General features: G+C 60.6%; 9 protein-coding genes and 1 pseudogene. 6 read left to right on the top strand and 4 right to left on the bottom strand.

The features are described from left to right. Positions 1–16 precede the first annotated feature (16 nt). From ACFSQT_RS02370 to ACFSQT_RS02350, 5 genes are all read left to right on the top strand, one after another. The gene (locus ACFSQT_RS02370; protein ID WP_379016830.1) at positions 17–1,081 is read left to right on the top strand and encodes a GTPase-associated system all-helical protein GASH; all 1,065 of its coding nucleotides are present in this window, start codon (positions 17–19) and stop codon (positions 1,079–1,081) included. After that, positions 1,081–2,064, top strand: coding sequence for a TRAFAC clade GTPase domain-containing protein (locus tag ACFSQT_RS02365; RefSeq protein ID WP_379016828.1), 984 nt, complete (start codon positions 1,081–1,083; stop codon positions 2,062–2,064). Before ACFSQT_RS02370 ends, ACFSQT_RS02365 begins: the two co-directional genes overlap by 1 nt. Next, positions 2,061–3,089 (top strand): TRAFAC clade GTPase domain-containing protein, encoded by a 1,029-nt coding sequence (locus ACFSQT_RS02360; RefSeq protein ID WP_379016827.1) that lies wholly within the window; start codon positions 2,061–2,063, stop codon positions 3,087–3,089. The genes ACFSQT_RS02365 and ACFSQT_RS02360 overlap by 4 nt, the downstream gene beginning before the upstream one ends. A gap of 106 nt (positions 3,090–3,195) precedes the next feature. Beyond that, complete coding sequence (locus ACFSQT_RS02355; RefSeq protein ID WP_379016826.1) at positions 3,196–4,533, top strand: IS1380 family transposase; 1,338 nt, start codon at positions 3,196–3,198, stop codon at positions 4,531–4,533. Between the two features lie 176 nt (positions 4,534–4,709). Next, positions 4,710–7,361, top strand: coding sequence for a GAP1-N1 domain-containing protein (locus tag ACFSQT_RS02350; RefSeq protein WP_379016825.1), 2,652 nt, complete (start codon positions 4,710–4,712; stop codon positions 7,359–7,361). A gap of 313 nt (positions 7,362–7,674) precedes the next feature. On the opposite strand, the gene ACFSQT_RS02345 is transcribed toward ACFSQT_RS02350, so the two are convergent. The 4 genes and pseudogenes from ACFSQT_RS02345 to ACFSQT_RS02330 form a co-directional block, all read right to left on the bottom strand. Continuing rightward, positions 7,675–9,984 carry a DEAD/DEAH box helicase gene (locus ACFSQT_RS02345; protein ID WP_379016824.1) on the bottom strand — a complete coding sequence of 770 codons (2,310 nt, stop codon included), beginning with the start codon at positions 9,982–9,984 and terminating at the stop codon, positions 7,675–7,677. Further along, positions 9,914–11,236, bottom strand: coding sequence for an ATP-binding protein (locus ACFSQT_RS02340; RefSeq protein ID WP_379016823.1), 1,323 nt, complete (start codon positions 11,234–11,236; stop codon positions 9,914–9,916). The genes ACFSQT_RS02345 and ACFSQT_RS02340 overlap by 71 nt, the downstream gene beginning before the upstream one ends. After that, on the bottom strand, positions 11,233–13,332 hold the full coding sequence (locus ACFSQT_RS02335; protein WP_379016880.1) for a tellurite resistance TerB family protein: 2,100 nt from the start codon (positions 13,330–13,332) through the stop codon (positions 11,233–11,235). The genes ACFSQT_RS02340 and ACFSQT_RS02335 overlap by 4 nt, the downstream gene beginning before the upstream one ends. Before the next feature lie 1,293 nt (positions 13,333–14,625). Further along, positions 14,626–14,841, bottom strand: a pseudogene (locus tag ACFSQT_RS02330) (peptidoglycan-binding domain-containing protein); the annotation flags it as partial. Between the two features lie 841 nt (positions 14,842–15,682). Here ACFSQT_RS02330 and ACFSQT_RS02325 point away from each other — a divergent pair. Further along, complete coding sequence (locus ACFSQT_RS02325; protein ID WP_309486639.1) at positions 15,683–16,168, top strand: toll/interleukin-1 receptor domain-containing protein; 486 nt, start codon at positions 15,683–15,685, stop codon at positions 16,166–16,168. The last annotated feature ends 42 nt before the right edge of the window (positions 16,169–16,210 follow it).

Here is a 16,210-nt window from a genome sequence, read left to right as displayed (position 1 = left end):
CTTCGGGGGGAACTTCATGTCGCACATAGCCACCCACATCCGAATTTTTGCGGCCGATCCGTCGGACGAACTTGTCGAGAAGCGCACAGCCGCGATTGGTGAAATCGCAGGGTTATTCAAGGCGCGTCGAAACATCAATGAGTTGCTTCAGACCGCGAACGATCTTGCCGTCGCCGTTCAACAGGGCGGGCAACTTCCGGCGGCGCTCACCGCGACCATCGAGGGAGCTATCCGCAAGACGTCGAGTGCATTCGTCGCCGATGGACATGGACTCGAAATGTTGGCCTGCGGCATGTCGGGCGCTCTGCAATCGGTATCGGGTAGCTCGGCCCTGCATAACGGTGCCCTATCGACTCCCGATGTGTTGTCGTTCGGACTGTGGTCGGCGCTTTCGTTCCAGAAGCCGCAGACCGACCCGAAAGTGGAACTGCTTCGCAGCGAACTTTTGCAGGCCGCGCAGGCTCATTGCGTCGCCGTTGCGCGCGATAGCCGGCAACGAATCAAAGTGCTCAACCCCGAATTCAAGGACGCGGCCAAGAAAAAGGAAGGAGACCCGGAAACCTCTCTCGACGCTTTGGTGGTGAACGACGGTCTCAAGCCTTTCAAGGACGCGATCGCCGATCTCAGGTCGAACGCCGCCATCGATCGCGAAGAGATCGACCTCTTGTGGTGGGTGTTGTCAGGTTGGAGTTCGCTGCTTGGACGGCGCTTCTCCGACGGTAGTAACGGCGCGGCGGTTGCGGTTGCCTCGGGCCTCGAGGCCGGGCGCATGATTCGAAGGGCTCCTGCGGAATCACACCGTCATCTGGTCCTGCGCAACGTTCAAGACGGAAAGGATCTGTCGTTGCAGGAACTTCTGGCCGCGATCGGCAAAGATCGAGCCGCCCTCGCGCCTGCCGAGGCACAAAGTTACATCTCGCAGTGCCCTGCGGTCTTCCCGCTCTCGACGGCCTTGCAAACCGGCGCGGCCACTGATGCGCTCGCGAAGATCAAACGTCCGCTGGGCGATTGGGCCTCGCGTGCTCTGCTGGAAAGCTCGCTCGCGCATTTCTGCTCCAACCATAACGGCGTGTCTGTGTGATGGCCCGTGGCTGCACCAAGGACAACTGCACCGTTGCGGAGACCGGCATCTGCATCGCCGAGAATCCGCCGGCGACGTGTTCGTTCAGGATGAAGGAGCTGGCGGACGACGTACCGGTGTCGCCGGAGCCACCGCTTCCGAAGCCCGAGCGGAATCCGAGCCTGCCTCACAGTCGGGCTCTGACTCCCGAGTTGGCGCAGGACCTGATGTGCGAGCGTTACTGCACGCTAGTCGGCATCCTGGGAGATCCGGACGCCGGGAAGACGGCAGCGTTGGTTAGCCTCTATCTGCTAGCCTCCAAGGCCAAACTCAAGGAATTCTCCTTCGCTGACAGCCGCACCCTGATGGCGTTCAACGAAATCAGCCAAGGCGCTCTCGACTGGAACGAAGACGACCCGCCGCAGCAGTTCACGCAACATACTGAGCTGGCCGACGACCGGATGCCCGGTTTTCTGCATTTGCGCTTGCGGCGAGGAGAAGAGAAGATCGACTTCTTGCTACCGGATTTGCCAGGCGAATGGTCGCAGTCCTTCATAGACAAGAACAGAAAGGATCGACTTCAATTTCTGAGCAGAGCGGACGTCATCTGGCTAATGATGGACGGATCGCAGCTTCGCGAGCCGTCTACACGCCAATATGTTGTGCACCGGATGCAGCTTCTCATCGACCGCCTTCGCGCTTCGGTCGATCCTGTGCCGCCGCTGGTGCTGGTGCTGACTAGGCGGGACGGCGGCGAGGTGCAAGCGTCATTCGTCGAGCCGATCATTCAGGAAGCTGAGCAACAGAACCTGAAGATTTCCGTCGCTCAGATTGCTTCGTTCGGCGACCAAGGCAAGGTCGATCCCGGCTACGGCATCGAGGCTCTGATGCGGGACTGCCGGGCCATCGCCCCGGACAGCACGCCGACCTGGCCTGCATCGGGATCGGATATCGAGGAGAGTAGGGCGATGCTGCGCTACCGGCACCTGGAGCACCGGGGATGAACGAAAGAACCTACATTCTGGTCGGAGGGCCAGACTGCGGCAAGACGAACTACATCGCGCGCTTGTGGGAGTCGATCCGCTCGAAGGCCGGCGCGCTGGTCGCACCTCATCCGCCGCAGAACGTCGAATTCGTTGAGAAGGCGCTGGAGTTTCTTCTGAAGGGTGAATTTGCTCCTCGCTCCAATCGGGACGTGGCGGAATCCACCCACAGCTTCGAGATATCGGTGCGTAATGCGAGCGATCCGAACGGGCCGCTTTCGGACATCGTCGTGCCCGACGTGACGGGAGAATTGTGGAAGAAGACGCTCGAGACGTACGAAATACCCAAGGACTGGATGCAAAGCCTCGAAGGCGCATCGGGGGCCTTGCTGTTCGTCCGCGAAGGTTCTGAAGAGAACGAGGTGGCTCTCGACTGGGTGACATGTGGCAAATTTCTTGCCCAGCGTGCGAAGGCGCGGGCGGCCCGCAACGCCAGGAACGCTGCTGGCGACGACGCGGCCAGCGATGCCGACAACGACGGCGCCGGCGAAGGTGCCGCCGCGCCAGCCGAGGCGAGTAAAGAGCCGCCCGCTCGTTCCGAAACTCGCGGCGCCCGCCAGGCGCAGACCGACCATCCGGGCGATGACGAAGGCAAGCCTATCAAAATACCGACGCAGATCGCCCTGTGCGAATTCCTGCGATTTCTCGAATTCGGATTAAAGAGAACACCGGTCGGACCGAAGGCACGCGTCGCCGTACTCGTCACGGCGTGGGACAGGCTCGACAAGGAGAAACGGGTGAAGGGCCCCATGGCGTATCTGCGGACTCAATATCCGATGTTCGCGGGACGCGTCGAAGATATCGAAACGCTTGATGTGAAGACCTTCGGTGTCAGCGTCGTCTCGGGCGATTTTTCCGATCCGGTGTTCAAGGCGGAATTCTTCGAAAAGGGTCTAAAGAACTCGGGATACGTCGTCACCGACGACAAGCCAGCCGAGTTCGTTTCGGACCTGACACTGCCGGTCTCCTGGGTGATGACGAGCTAGCCCGGAAAATTCATGGGGGTTGGCGGATGTGGTGCAAGCCGTTGAAATGACGTAGGATTTGGTTGCTTAAGCCGATCCGAACCATTTCCCGGAGACCACACCCGCCATGAATGATCTTACGCTGCCGCTGAGCGGTTTGTCATCAGTCGGCGGCAAGTCCGTCGTCGCCCGTTTTGACGGCGGCATGTTGTCCTCGAACAGTGGTGTTCTGGCTCTGGCCGAGGTGGAAAAGCGGCTGCGTGTGGCCGACCGTGTGGCGCGTTGCATCGACGATCCGCGCCGCCCGGACCAGATCATCCACAGCCTGGCGGACATGATCGGCTTTCGCATGAAGATGATCGCCGCCGGTTATGAGGATGGCAACGACGCCAACCGGCTGCGCTGCGATCCGGTCTTCAAGATGGCCCAGGATGCGCTGCCTTCGGGTCGGGATCTGGCCTCGCAATCGACGATGTGCCGGCTTGAGAACCTGCCTGGCGTGCGGGAACTGGTCGTTATGGGCCGGGCGATGGTCGACCTCTATTGCGCTTCCTTCCGCCAGGTTCCGAAGCGGATCGTGCTCGACATTGACGACACTTTTGACGCCGTGCATGGCGGCCAGCAGCTCCGCCTGTTCAATGCCCATCACGACGAATACGGCTTCCAGCCGATTGTTGTGTTCGATGGCGACGGCCGGTTCGTCGGTGCGGTCCTGCGACCAGCGAAGCGGCCGAGCGGGGCAGAAATCCGCCCCCACCTGCGCCGCCTGGTGCGGGCGATCCGGAGCAACTGGCCGGACACCGGCATCCTTATCCGGGCCGACGGGCATTACTGCAGCCCGCAGGTCATCGACTGGTGCCGCGCCAACGATGTCGACTTCATCCTCGGCGTGGCGCCCACCACGACCCTGCGCAAGCATGTCGCGGACCTGGAAACCAGCACGATGGCGCGCTTTGAAGCATCGAAGACGAACAAGGTCCGCCGCTTCAAGGAGTTTTTTGACGGCGCCGCCAGTTGGAGCCGCGTAGAGCGCATCATCGCCCGCGTCGAGGTCGGCGCCCAAGGTGCCGATACCCGCTTCATCGTCACCAACCTTGCAAGTGGCAAGGCCAAGGCGCTCTACGAGGATGTCTACTGCCGGCGCGGCGCTGCCGAGAACCACATCAAGTCGTGGAAGACGCATCTCGCCGCCGACCGCACCTCCTGCACAAGAGCGACGGCCAACCAGTTCCGGCTGTTCCTGCATGCCGGCGCCTACTGGCTGATGTGGGGCCTGCGCGCCGCGATGCCGAAACGCTCGAGCTTTGCCGTCGCCCAATTCGACACGCTGCGATTGCGCCTCATCAAGATCGCCGCCCGCGTGGTCGAGATGAAAACCCAGATCCGCCTGCACCTGCCGACATCCTGCCCCGACCAGCGTATTCTGCGCATCGTCCTCAGCCGCATCCCGCAACTCGCGACATAAACGATGGGGCGCAGACGTCCCGAAACAAACCCGCCGACCTCAACCCGCAAACCCCCGCCTTCCACCACGACGGATCATCGCCGGCGCCCGACGAGGCTTGTCAAAATGCACTCCGAGGGCGGCCAGATCGCCATGCAGGCCGCCGAAAGCCGATCGCCGTGCATCAAGCGGGCTAGATGCAATCGCTCTTCATAGACCAACAGATCCACGGCTACCGAAGCGGCCATCAGTTGATCGCGTCGACCAGGCGTCTGCCGCGTCAAGATCAGGATCTGATCGATCGTCTTTCCGACATCGGTGGCCAATTGCGGCCGGGCGAAACATTCAGGCCCTATCTGTCCGCGTATCCGTTACCGACCGGAAGCGATTACGTTGTTGCCCGCACGTGGCAGGATCTCAGCGCACCGAGGTCCGGTTGCGTCCGCACCCGAAGCCTGATCGTTCCGATGGCGGAATGGCTATTGATGGAAGGTATCCGCTCTCTCTTGCCCCTGCTGGTGCCGGTGGAGTTCGACGAGAAGCCAGCAAAACTGGCACCGGCAGATTCTTTCCCGTTGATACGAACGGTTTCCGATCCACGGCGGGCGGAATTGGCCGAGGCTTTGTTCTTCGAGCCCCGTCAACCTATCGTCGTCTTCGACAGCGCGGAGGCTGAGTTGATCGTCGAGCGACTTCTCGCCGCGTTCTGGCCGGCGCTGAAGCAGAACTTCTCCGTCTCAACCTATGCGCTGGCGCCGCGCAAGATCGAGGGACGACCGTTCGACCTCATCTTCGCACCGAGAGGTGCACGCGCTCGGTTCTCCGACTGGAGCGGCCGACGCATCGACGCCGGATCCAAGTCGGAACGGCATCCGTGGTCTCGTTTGGTCTCCGAAAAGATATTCGACGCCGAGAATCCAGATCTACGGACGATCGACACGCTCGGTGCGCTGCGAGCGGACCGGAGGGGCGACGAGGGCGTCTTGAGACTGGCGTTGATGTGGAAGGACTTGGCTGCGAAGTCGCGTACGACGCCGTCCGCCGTTCTCGGCATGTTGGATATCCTCAATTCCCGTGCATGGCCTCAATTCGACAGCAGCCGATTTCAGGACGTCGTTCAAGGAGCGGCTCGGATCGCCGTCAGTGAGCCGGACGAAGCCGAAGCCTTACGTTTCCTCGCGACACTTTCGGCCAAGGTCGCGAACTTCGACATTGGAATGCTGGACGACCTCGGTCTGTCCCGTTTGGCAAAGGATCTGACCAGGCGTTCGCCGCATCGTGCGTTGTCGTATCTTCGGTCGGAAATCGAAGCCGGTCGCGATCCTGTAATTCCGATCGTCGCGGGAATAGCCGACGGTCTCGGTGAGCAGCACTTCGACGATGAGACCTCGGACTTCCTGTTGCAGCTACCTCCCGACCTGTCATCGGTCATGATTTCGCGCAGCAATGCGTACGCGCGGGAAGTCTGGGAAAGGTGCGCGGCGGATGCTTCGGGATGGGTGCCCGCAACGACGGCTGCGATCGGTGTGATGAGCTCGCAGGAGAGAGCGGATCTTCTCCGAAGGATTCCCGCGTGGATGAAAACGGAAGCCCAGGCGCCGATGATGGTGGCAGCCCTCGACGGCGTATCCGGAGACGATCTGGCGAGCTTTGCCGTAGCGATCGGGAAGCAGACTGGCTTCGGTATCGCAGCGTTCGACGAACCGATGGCGAACGCCGCGCGGAATGCGGAATCGCTCAACGCGCTTCGCGCTTCGATCGTGTCCAACTTCCGCGGCGCGGACGCCAATCGCTTTTTGCTGTGGACCTTGGATCTGTCCGCTGCGGACCTCGCATGGCTCGACGGCGAAGTGGAAAAAACGAGAGCCGTCGAGCTGCTGCGCCGACTCCTCGAAAATGCATCATCGAAGGCGCTCGTCTCGGTTCTTCGCGATCCGACAAACAGAGATCGTATTCTCGCGCTGTTGATGGAGGACCCAGCCGGCTCGGCGGAACAGGTGATCCGTGTAGGTAGCTCGAGCGACCTGCTCGTCGATCGCTATCTGGACATCGGTCGAGCCGTGCTGCCTTTCCTTGCGTCTGAGCAGCGGGATAAATTCGTTTTGGAATTGCTCGCTCGGGCGTTGGCCCAAGCGGATCCGGGCGACGCGCGAGTCGCGTCCGTGGTCGAGGATTCGCACGGCATCGTATCGCCTCGGCAACTAGTGCTTCTGGCGACGCCAAATGGCGCACCCACGCAGCGGGTGGCTGCAAACCTTGTGCTGCTGAGCACGGTATCCGAACCCGTCCGTCGTATGGCCGCCGCGGCCATCGAGGATCTCTGCGAGAGATTAATCCATCGGTATGGCGAGAACTTGTGCGAAGCCGGCTACAATGCTTGGGCCGCCATCCTGAGAGAGTCGGGAAAAGTCTCTCCCAACATGCAGCTTCGTGCTTCGTTGCCCACGCTACCGTTCGCGATGGGAAAGCGAGACTGGCCGGTCAGTGCCCTTATCGGTGTGGCGTTTCCGCCAGTGTACGCCGAGCTCCTCAGATCGACGGGTGAAGAAGATTTCAAACGATTACCCGCTCTTCTGGCGCTACCACTCAGCATCTTCATCGACTGGGACCGCGCCAAACCGGCGCGACACGAGTTGGTCGACGCCTATCTGTATTCGTCGTGGCCTCCGGCGGATCTGCTTCTCACGTCGCTTGCCGCAGGTATCCAAAGCGAGACGTTGCGTCGATTGAGCGGAACTCCGCGCGGGCGCGACTATCTAGCCGCGATTGAAAGGGACAGCCATCGATTGGACGTCGCTCAGTTTGGGCGGATCAAAAACTGTCTCACTCGTTTTAACCATCGGGACTAAGCCGTGCCTGCATAGATCCCTTCATGTATATTTTGTAGCCAGCGAGGGCTCGTGGTTGGGAGCTTCGGTAATTGAGCGACTCAAAAGCTGCGAAAAGGAACCGCTTGTCTATTCGTCGAAGGCAGCTTCCCAGGTTGATCTCGCGAAACCTGCCATTCCCCTTCCGGCCCCCAAACGAGACGCTCTTGTGTGCCGCTGAGTGGCGGCAATTGGCGCACGCAGAACCCGGTCAATTGCCGATGCGTCCGCTCTGGCAGCCTTCGACATATGCGAAAGGCTGCCAGCGCCGAGTGCGAGCAACCGATCCCGGCGGTTATGAGACTTCATGCGTCGTATCGATTCCCAGTGCGTTGGCGGCGATCAGTGGCAAGTCCTTGGCGCTGATTCTTTCCGCCATTGTGACCAATGTCATCAGGTGATCGCTCAGGAACGTGTCGAACTTTGCCAATGCCGGTTGCGCCAGTCGTGCAGCAAGTTCTTTACCGTCTGGCGCCGGCGAATCAGCTATGTCCTGCAGAGTTTCGACGGTTTTCTCGGCCTCGCATTCCTGAAGTTCAATCCCATGCCCGAGATGCGATGCTTTGAACTCGCGCGACAGCAATGCCAGGGTTAGCGTCTGTAATTTCCTGGTTCCGACCCAGGGGAAAATCAGGACGCCCTCCCCATGCGCTATGATTGAACGGCTATCCAGCTGCAGGTCGAGGAAAGAACTGCGCGCCTCATCCAGCAGCCGGTTGGCGGCAGGATCGAGATAAGGGTACGCCTCATCGGATGCGAGAACCGCGCGCATTGTTGCCACCACGTGATCGTGGACGGCCGCCCCCTTGCCATTGAAATGCGGTGGTTTTCCCGCCCGTGTCGGCTTGACCATGATGACCCTAGCGCGATCGTCGATTTCGCTGACTTGCCAGCGGCGCCCCGCAAAAATGATGGTTTCGCCACGTGCAACCGGGGAACTCAGCGGATAGGTGCCGAGCGTGCGTGCATCGTGAATGATGCGGTACTCTCGTTCCGTGGCGAAAACAGCATAGAATTCGTACGATTCCGTGATCTTTTCCCCGGTCTCTCCGATCATGAGCAAGCCTTGCGGAGATTGCTCAAGCAACCGGTTTTCAGGCGTAGCCATGCACCGAAGCAATTCGGCAAACAGCGTCCTGTCCACGGCTTGGAAAGGGCCGCGCTCGCATAACAGGTTCCAGGCGACCGTCGGGCTTACGCCCCCTGTCTGCACTATCAGTGCCATCACTTGATGGAGGAGCGTTGAAAGATGCAGGCCAGCTGGCAATGGCGGCTCACACCATCCCGCCCGCAGGCACTCAACCATCGCAATCGACTGAACCAGATCCAGGCGAAGCCGGTCGATTGGATGTCGCCCCTTACCAATGGGAGGCTCGATGACGAACATGCGCAGCGCTGCGGGCTTTCCGGCCCTGCGGCCGGATCGGCCGAGGCGCTGGCGAAGTGACGCAACCGAAAAACCCGGCCCGATCTGGGCGATTGTCTCCACCTCGCCAATGTCGATTCCGAGTTCCAAGGTGGTGGTCGCGACCGCAGTGGTCGGGCGCGGATCGTCTCGAAGCCGCGCTTCGACCTCCTCGCGCATGGCCCTTGCGAGATTGCCATGATGGGGGAAGAACTCATTTGGAAAGCTCGCTTCGTCGCACATCGAACGCAGCATGTCGGCATAGACCTCGACATTGGCGCGAGATCCGGCAAACAGCAGATTGCTCTGGCCGCGCAGCAGACGAAACAAGTCGGACGCAAGCGCCGCTGGGACCGTCGATTGTTCAAAAGGTTCGGGCGGCTTTCCCGGCGGATCGCTATCGTCTGCGGTAGCCGTGAGATCGCCTGGAGCGGTGCCGTCCAGCAGGTAACCGCGGATCTGCAAACGGACCCCGTTTCCCTCGTCCTTGCCTTCCACGATCGTGACGCTAGCGCCCTTGCCGGGCCGCAGCGCCTCGGCAGCCAGGCTCATGTCGCCAAGTGTTGCCGACAGCCCAATTCGATCGATGCGGTCTCGCGCGGTCGCCACTTCGATCCTGTTCAGGATCGACTGCAGCTGCATGCCTCGCTCGGTGCCAATGAAGGCATGTAACTCATCGATGACCACCGCATCGAGGCGCGAAAACATCTGCGCAACCTCCCCGCCCCTGCGGACGAGCAACGCCTCAAGCGATTCCGGGGTGATTAGCACGACACCCGACGGTCGCTTTCGTGCACGGGTTTTGGCGTCCGCCGACACGTCGCCATGCCATTTGTGCAGGAGGACGCCGCTCCCTTCGCACAGGCTTTCCAGCCGCCGGTGCTGATCGTTGATCAGCGCCTTCAACGGGCTGACATAGAGGATGGCGAACCCATCGGCACTGACTGCATGCTCGGCATGCCGGGTCAACAACGGCAGGAAGGCGGCTTCAGTCTTGCCGGCGGCGGTGCGTGCGGAGATCACGACATCGCCGCCCGCGAGTATGGCCGGAATAGCTTTTTCCTGGACATCCCGTAGCGACGGCCATTTCCGCTGCCAAATCCAGCGCCTGACGGGCTCGGAAAGCGTGTCAAATGCGGAGGGTTGCAAGCTCGTCGTCCGCTCCGCCTTCGGCGTCATCGATTGGCTGATCACCTGCACCGCCTCGATCTTCCGCGACGTCCATTGTGCCGAGCATGTCTTTCCAATCTGTGCCGGGGTTTTGCTGGAGGATCGCGAGCAGATCGACAAAGGCTTTCACCGTGTTACGCGGAGTCCGAAAATAAGCCTCGCCGATCCGGTTGGCGCAATGGTCCATAAAGGCATGGAGTGCCGCGTCCGGCACCAGCCATTTTTCCTGATCGCCGGCCGCGAAGACGTCGCGTAGCCGCTCCAGGAGATGGTAGAGTTCCTCCGGCGTCAGGTTCGGCAGATTGACCACCGGTCCGGAATAGTCGGCCAGGCCATTCCCGGCAAAACTGTTCCCGGCAAGGCGGGATTGCAAGGCCTCGTAGGAGTAAAGGCCGCGCCGTGTGTCGAGCAGAAATTCCGGTGTGCCGCCCAGAATGAAACCGATACCCTGCGTCGTACCCTGCAGGACATCGTTAAAGATGCGCAGGATCTGTTCGTAATTCTGTTTGCGGGCTTGGGCGCTCTGCAGCTTGTAGAGGTTGACGAGTTCGTCGAGGCAGACCAACAGGCCGCCGAAGCCAGCCAGCCTTGTGAAGCGAGCGAGCAGTCTCAGGCCATCGTAGAAGGACGCGTCATCGATGATGGTGCGGACGCCCAGATCGCCTCGCGCCTCTGTCTTGGTCGTGTATTCGCCGCGCAACCAACGCAGCGCGGCGTCCTGCAAATTGCTATTTCCTTCCTCATAGCCCCGCGCATAGGCAACGATGACGGTTGCGAAATCATAGCCACCGACCATCTCGCGAAGATCGCCAAGGCCTTCCTTGATGGCGATTTCAATAGTCGTCCCGTTTGAGGAAGCGCGTTCGGATGCCTTTTGTATGTAACTTTCCAGAATGTTTCTGAGCGCGCCTCCGTCTGGTGCCGTGCGGGTCGCAAGGCTGGTGACGAGCTCGGCATAGAGCGTGCGCGCCTGCCCGCCGGTGGCGTGGATGCGGCGATCCGGAGAAAGGTCGGCCTGGCAGACAGCGAGCTTGCGCTGAAGTGCGATTTGCCTGATGAGAAACAGGAAGAAGGTCTTGCCGGCACCATAGGCGCCGATGACGAGACGGATACTCGACCCGCCCTTGCTGATCCGCTCGATGTCCTGGATCAGCGCTTCGATCTCGCGCTGGCGCCCCACCTGAATATGCTGGAGACCGATGCGCGGCACGACACCGGCGCGCAAGGCGCTGATAATGGTGTCTCGATCTCTCGGTTTGATAGGCGGGGGTTTTGTCGTCATGCTGACATTCCTTCGACGGATACGGTAAGCGACGGAGATTGGGGAGTAGCCTCGGAAGACAGGCTGGCGTTGACGATGACAGGGTCCTCGCCATCCAGGACTAGTTCGTCGAAGCGGTCGAGCGACCAATCGTTCAGTATTTGCTTCGCCGCGCCCGGCATCAGGTCGGCATTGCGCACCAAACGCTCAAAATCCGAAGCCGTCCAGGTTTCCTGCTCGATCAGTTGCGACAGAAGCCACGCATAGCGTCGCTCCAGTCCGTCGAAGCGCGCATCCCCATTGGACGTCTCGATTTCCTCGATCGCGGGCTGAAGCTCGATTGGCGGCTCTGCTTCGTCCACGAAGATATCGGCAAGGACGCTGGACGTGCTGCGGGTTTCGCATCGGATCGCTTCGAGACGCGAGATGTCGACGCGCGTCGCAGGCGCGCCAGCAGACGCCGGCGACACCGGAATGCCGGGCGGCTGAATCCCGGCGGGGATAACCAGGGGAAGATCATCATTTCCGTCGCGCGGCCTTTTCTGCGGCGCGACACTGCCATGCAGTCGCGAATACAGCGAGTTTTCGTCCAGACCCATCTGCCGGAACAGCTTCTCGAGCTGCGACACTTCTCGCGCGTGAAGGGTTCCGTCTGCGGCTGCTACAGCCACCAATTCATCGGCGAGATCTTCGCGGCGGCCCGCTGGCACGTCCCCTATGCGTTTGGTCCAGTCCACTACGCGGCCGGCATCGGCTGCGCAGACCTTGAGCTCGGCTTTGAGGCGGACACGTTCGTCCCTCGAAAGACCGGGCGCCTCGTCTATCCTCTCGAAAAGCCTGCGTTCCTCCAGGGGGTGGAGGAGACCGTCGGCGAACGCAATCACCATGCCGAGCATGATTGACAGTTGCATGGGGCGGTAGTGCTGGCCCGGTTCGGGATCGGCTTCAGCTTCGCGCTCCAGGGCAAAGACCATTGCCAGTGCGTCTGGCTTTGAGGACTTCAGAGAAAAGCAAGGGTCGGCGGTGTTGCCATAGCCGAGGGCGGCCAGAATTCCCGACAGTTCCTTCTGCTTGGCCCGCGTGGCAATTTTGTCAGGCTCGATCCCGGCCAATTGGGCGAGTTGCTGAATGGATACCAGAGCACCATCGCTCACCAGTTCCTGGAGCCGGCTCAAAGGCTGACCAGGAAGCTCTTCAGCATACTTCAAGCGCAAACCCACGGGCAGCTGAGCCACAGCCGCAAGGCTAGGCCTCAGTCCCTCCGAACGGCCGAGCATGCGGCTGTAGTTGTCGAGCCGATCCGTGCAGTCGTCGAAGATGCGACGTGCACCGCCTATCGGTTCGCTGCGGTTTGTGATGTCCGGGAGGTCACCGCCAAAGGGGCGGATTGCAAGATCGAACGTCCCGCTGCAGGCACGGTAGTTGACCTTCAGTTTTCGCACTCCGGCGGCCGAAACGCGCACGCCATTTGGATATTGCTTCTCCACCGCTTCCGCGAACAGCTCTCGCAAGAGAGTCTGTGCCCGTCGCGCCGGCGTTCGCACCCTCGTTTCGGGGTCGGCAAAAACGTAAGCCAACAAAAGGTCCGACTCGATCGCCTCTCCGCTGCGCACCCGCATCCCCAGGGCGACCTTCAGCATTATCGGGATCTCGTAGCTATTTTCCTCGACCTCCACATCAAGCTTTTCCGGCAACTGAGCCGATTTCAGCTGGTAAGCCGAAAGCAACTCACCAGCATAACGTTTGAACGAACCATTCCCTCCATACACCTGCAATAGTCGGCGAACCTCGACAACGACACCATCGGCGTCGGGCGGGCTTTCCTCCAGCATGAGGCGGCGTTCGAGACCATAGAAATAGAGGAACACGTATCCGATATAGGCGTCGGGATCGGATCGCGATCCGGCGAGCCAGTCCAGATAGGATTTTCGCGCCGCGGGCGAAATGCGCGAGTAGGACGGCCAGTAGCCCATCGTCTGACCCAGTGGATCGCCGTGAGCGCCCACGGACAATCTTGGGTCGATCAGGCAGTTTTCCGCGTCGATTGAACTGCCCTGCCTCGGCAGATACTCACCTACGTAGATCATGCCGCCGGAAATGTTATGGCTTCCCACCATTGCTGCCGTATTCGCAGGAATCCAATGTGCCGATTGGCGCGCGGCAGGGCTCGCTCGCACTGCGGGTAGCCGGTCGAACCACCGCGGGTGGTCCGTCCGGGCCGTGTTGGGAACAAGAATAGGGCCGCGCTGCCGAATGGGATCCGAAACCTGAGCATTATCCGATGCGGGCGATGCTACGGTTGTTGGCGCTGCGGGGGCGACCTTGGTGTTCTCAATGCGTTGCCAATCCGCTTCTGCGGAAGCGGCTGAAGGATCGGGCACTGGTTTGGATGATCTAATGGCTCCGCGTTGTCTGATGAAGTCGTCGACAGCTCTATTATGTGCCGCGACAGAAGTCGCAATATCTGATGGCAATGCATGTTTCTGTTCGACCGGTTGTCTTCCAACTACAATATCGGCTGGAACGCTTGGATCGTTCCGAACCAAGCGGTGCCTGTTGCTTCTGGCCGATTGGTCGAGACCGCTATCAAGTTGGCTGTCCTTGCTTTCGGAACCCAACGGCTGCGTCTGATCCGTTGGGGCCGTAGGGGGAATGAGAACAGGACCGCGTTGTCGAATGGATTCCGTTATCTGAGCATTGTGCGATGCGAGCGATCCCTCGTTTGTAGTCGTTGCCGGAATGACCTTGGTGGTTTCAATGCTTTGCCAACCCGTTTTTGCGGGAACGGACGGCTGCCCGGCTGAAGGATTGGCCCTTGATTTGGGCAGTCGGATCGCTCGTCTCTGACGGATGAAATCGTGGACGGCGGCGTTGTGTGCCGCGAGAGAAGCCGCAATTTCCGCAGGCATGACCGGCTTTTGCTCGACTGGCTGTCTTCCAGCAGCATTGTTGGCCGGAACCATGCGAACGGTCGGGACATGGAGGCGATGCCTATCGGTTCTGGCCGACCGGTTGGGAATGCGTTCAGGTTCGCTGCGCTTGCTTTCGGATGCCGTTGGAACCGACTCCGCGGCTGAATTTCTTCGGCGTCTCCGCAGGAAGAAGAACGCGGCTGCGATCCCTAGCAGGCCCAAATAGGTCAAACGCGGCGTTGGGGTGGTTGGCCCCTCTCTGACCTTGTTGGGCTCCGGCGCCAAACGATCGGATTTGGCTGAAGCCCCCTCGGTGTGCGCCGGCAAAGGCGGCGCCGGGTGGACATCGCTACCAGCTTGCCCGGCTTCCCCGTTACTTGTCTGTGGAGTTGTCTTCGTCGGAACACCAGGCTGCTCCCAAGGCGACGGGTGCACATCCGCGGCTATGGGTGCCAACGGGTCACGCGTCGCCTGCGGCTGCGGAAAAAGCGCCGCTGACGTCGCTTGGTCCAAAGTACCAGTCTGAGGAAGATTGCTCGCCTTCTGGAAAGCCTTGAGTGCACTGATGGACCGACGTCCCCAAATTCCGTCCGCGGTCCCGAGATTGTACCCATGTTCAGCAAGGGCCTGTTGAACCTGTCGCGCAGAATATCGGGAATCCTGGGCAGCTGCGGTGCCTGCAACACTCAGCACTGTCGCCAAGGCGACTGCCATCGTCCAATGAAACGGCAACCTCATCCCGTTTGCCCCGCCCTCCGGTTCTGAGCATAGCTGGGATGAGTTCTTTTGAGAACTCGCCCAGAAGTATTTCCAGTTCGAGCGGGAGCGGACGTTTAGTGGCGTATTTGACTGCCGTCTTTTACTGACCGTCAAAGCGAACCTTGCTCAAGCAATCACTTGCGATGACGGCCGCCTTAGGGCCGGAAGCTGAAGGTCGGCTTCCAGCTCAGGCCTCAGGGACAGCGGACATGATGTTGGGGTCCGATAAGGTTGGACGACCTACGCGCCAGTGTGACCTTCTTCCCCACATGATCCCGCCAGAGACCAGGCGCTTTAGGCGGTAGTCAACGAGATCAGACGAAGTCCCAAACCTTCTCGCAATATCATCAGAGCTCACCCGCTTTGCAACTGCTTCAATCATCTGAGAACGGGGAAGTACCTTGACACGGTAGCTGCTCACTCCGAGCATATTCTGATGACAGAGAATCGCGCAGGAGGGCAGGCAAAGCAATGCCCCCTGAGATGCGGCCCTGCGATCGGGGATGTTCACATACCGACCCTGAATGCGTTGGCTCAGCGAGCTGCGGATTGGTGAAGGAGAAGAAAAGACATGGCTAGATGCACTGCACCAGTAAGGGGCCATCGCTCATCGGCTGCCGCAGCCGACTGTCCTGCATGCGGGAGCCGCTATGGCCGCTATAGCGGTTACCGCGGGTACGGCAGCGGCTATAGCAGCTCCGGATCATACTCGTCCCCTTCATACTCCTCCTCAAGGAGCAGCGGCGGGTCGGGGCGCCGCACCTCAAAGCCGCGCTGGTCGGGAGCCGGTTCGGCTGTGTGGTACACGCCTGAACAAGTGCAGGCGCTCACGCCGGTTCGCGAGAACGTTGAGAACCTAGCGGCGTCGCAGCCTGACCTTCGAGACGTGTTTCTCTGTCACGCGTGGGATGACAGGCAGGGATCCGCTAAGGAACTGCATGATCTGCTCGAAGCGCGCGGTGTTCGCGTGTGGTTCAGCGAGAAAGACCTTGGCCTCGGGGTGCCGATGATGCGGGCGATCGACAAGGGCTTGGTGAATTCGCGCGTCGGTATCGTTTTGGTGACCCCAGCTATGTTGCGACGCCTCCCGGCAGAAGGCATCGCAGACAAAGAGCTTTCGGCGCTACTCCGGCGAGAGCGGCTCGTCCCGGTTGTACACGGAACGACCTATGAAGAGCTTGAGCAGGTCAGCCTCCTGTTAGCCTCCCGAGCCGGGCTGAATACTGCCGAAGAGTCGATGGCGGAAGTCGCCGCCAAAATCGCCGAACTGGTCGCTACTTAGTCACGCCGGAAGTCAATCGAGGGCGAAGCGATGTTTTTCGGC

The organism is Mesorhizobium calcicola (genome assembly GCF_042682105.1).
Lineage (GTDB): Bacteria > Pseudomonadota > Alphaproteobacteria > Rhizobiales > Rhizobiaceae > Mesorhizobium > Mesorhizobium calcicola.
Note: the sequence above shows the minus strand (reverse complement) of the source record. Positions and strands in the feature narration are given on the sequence as shown.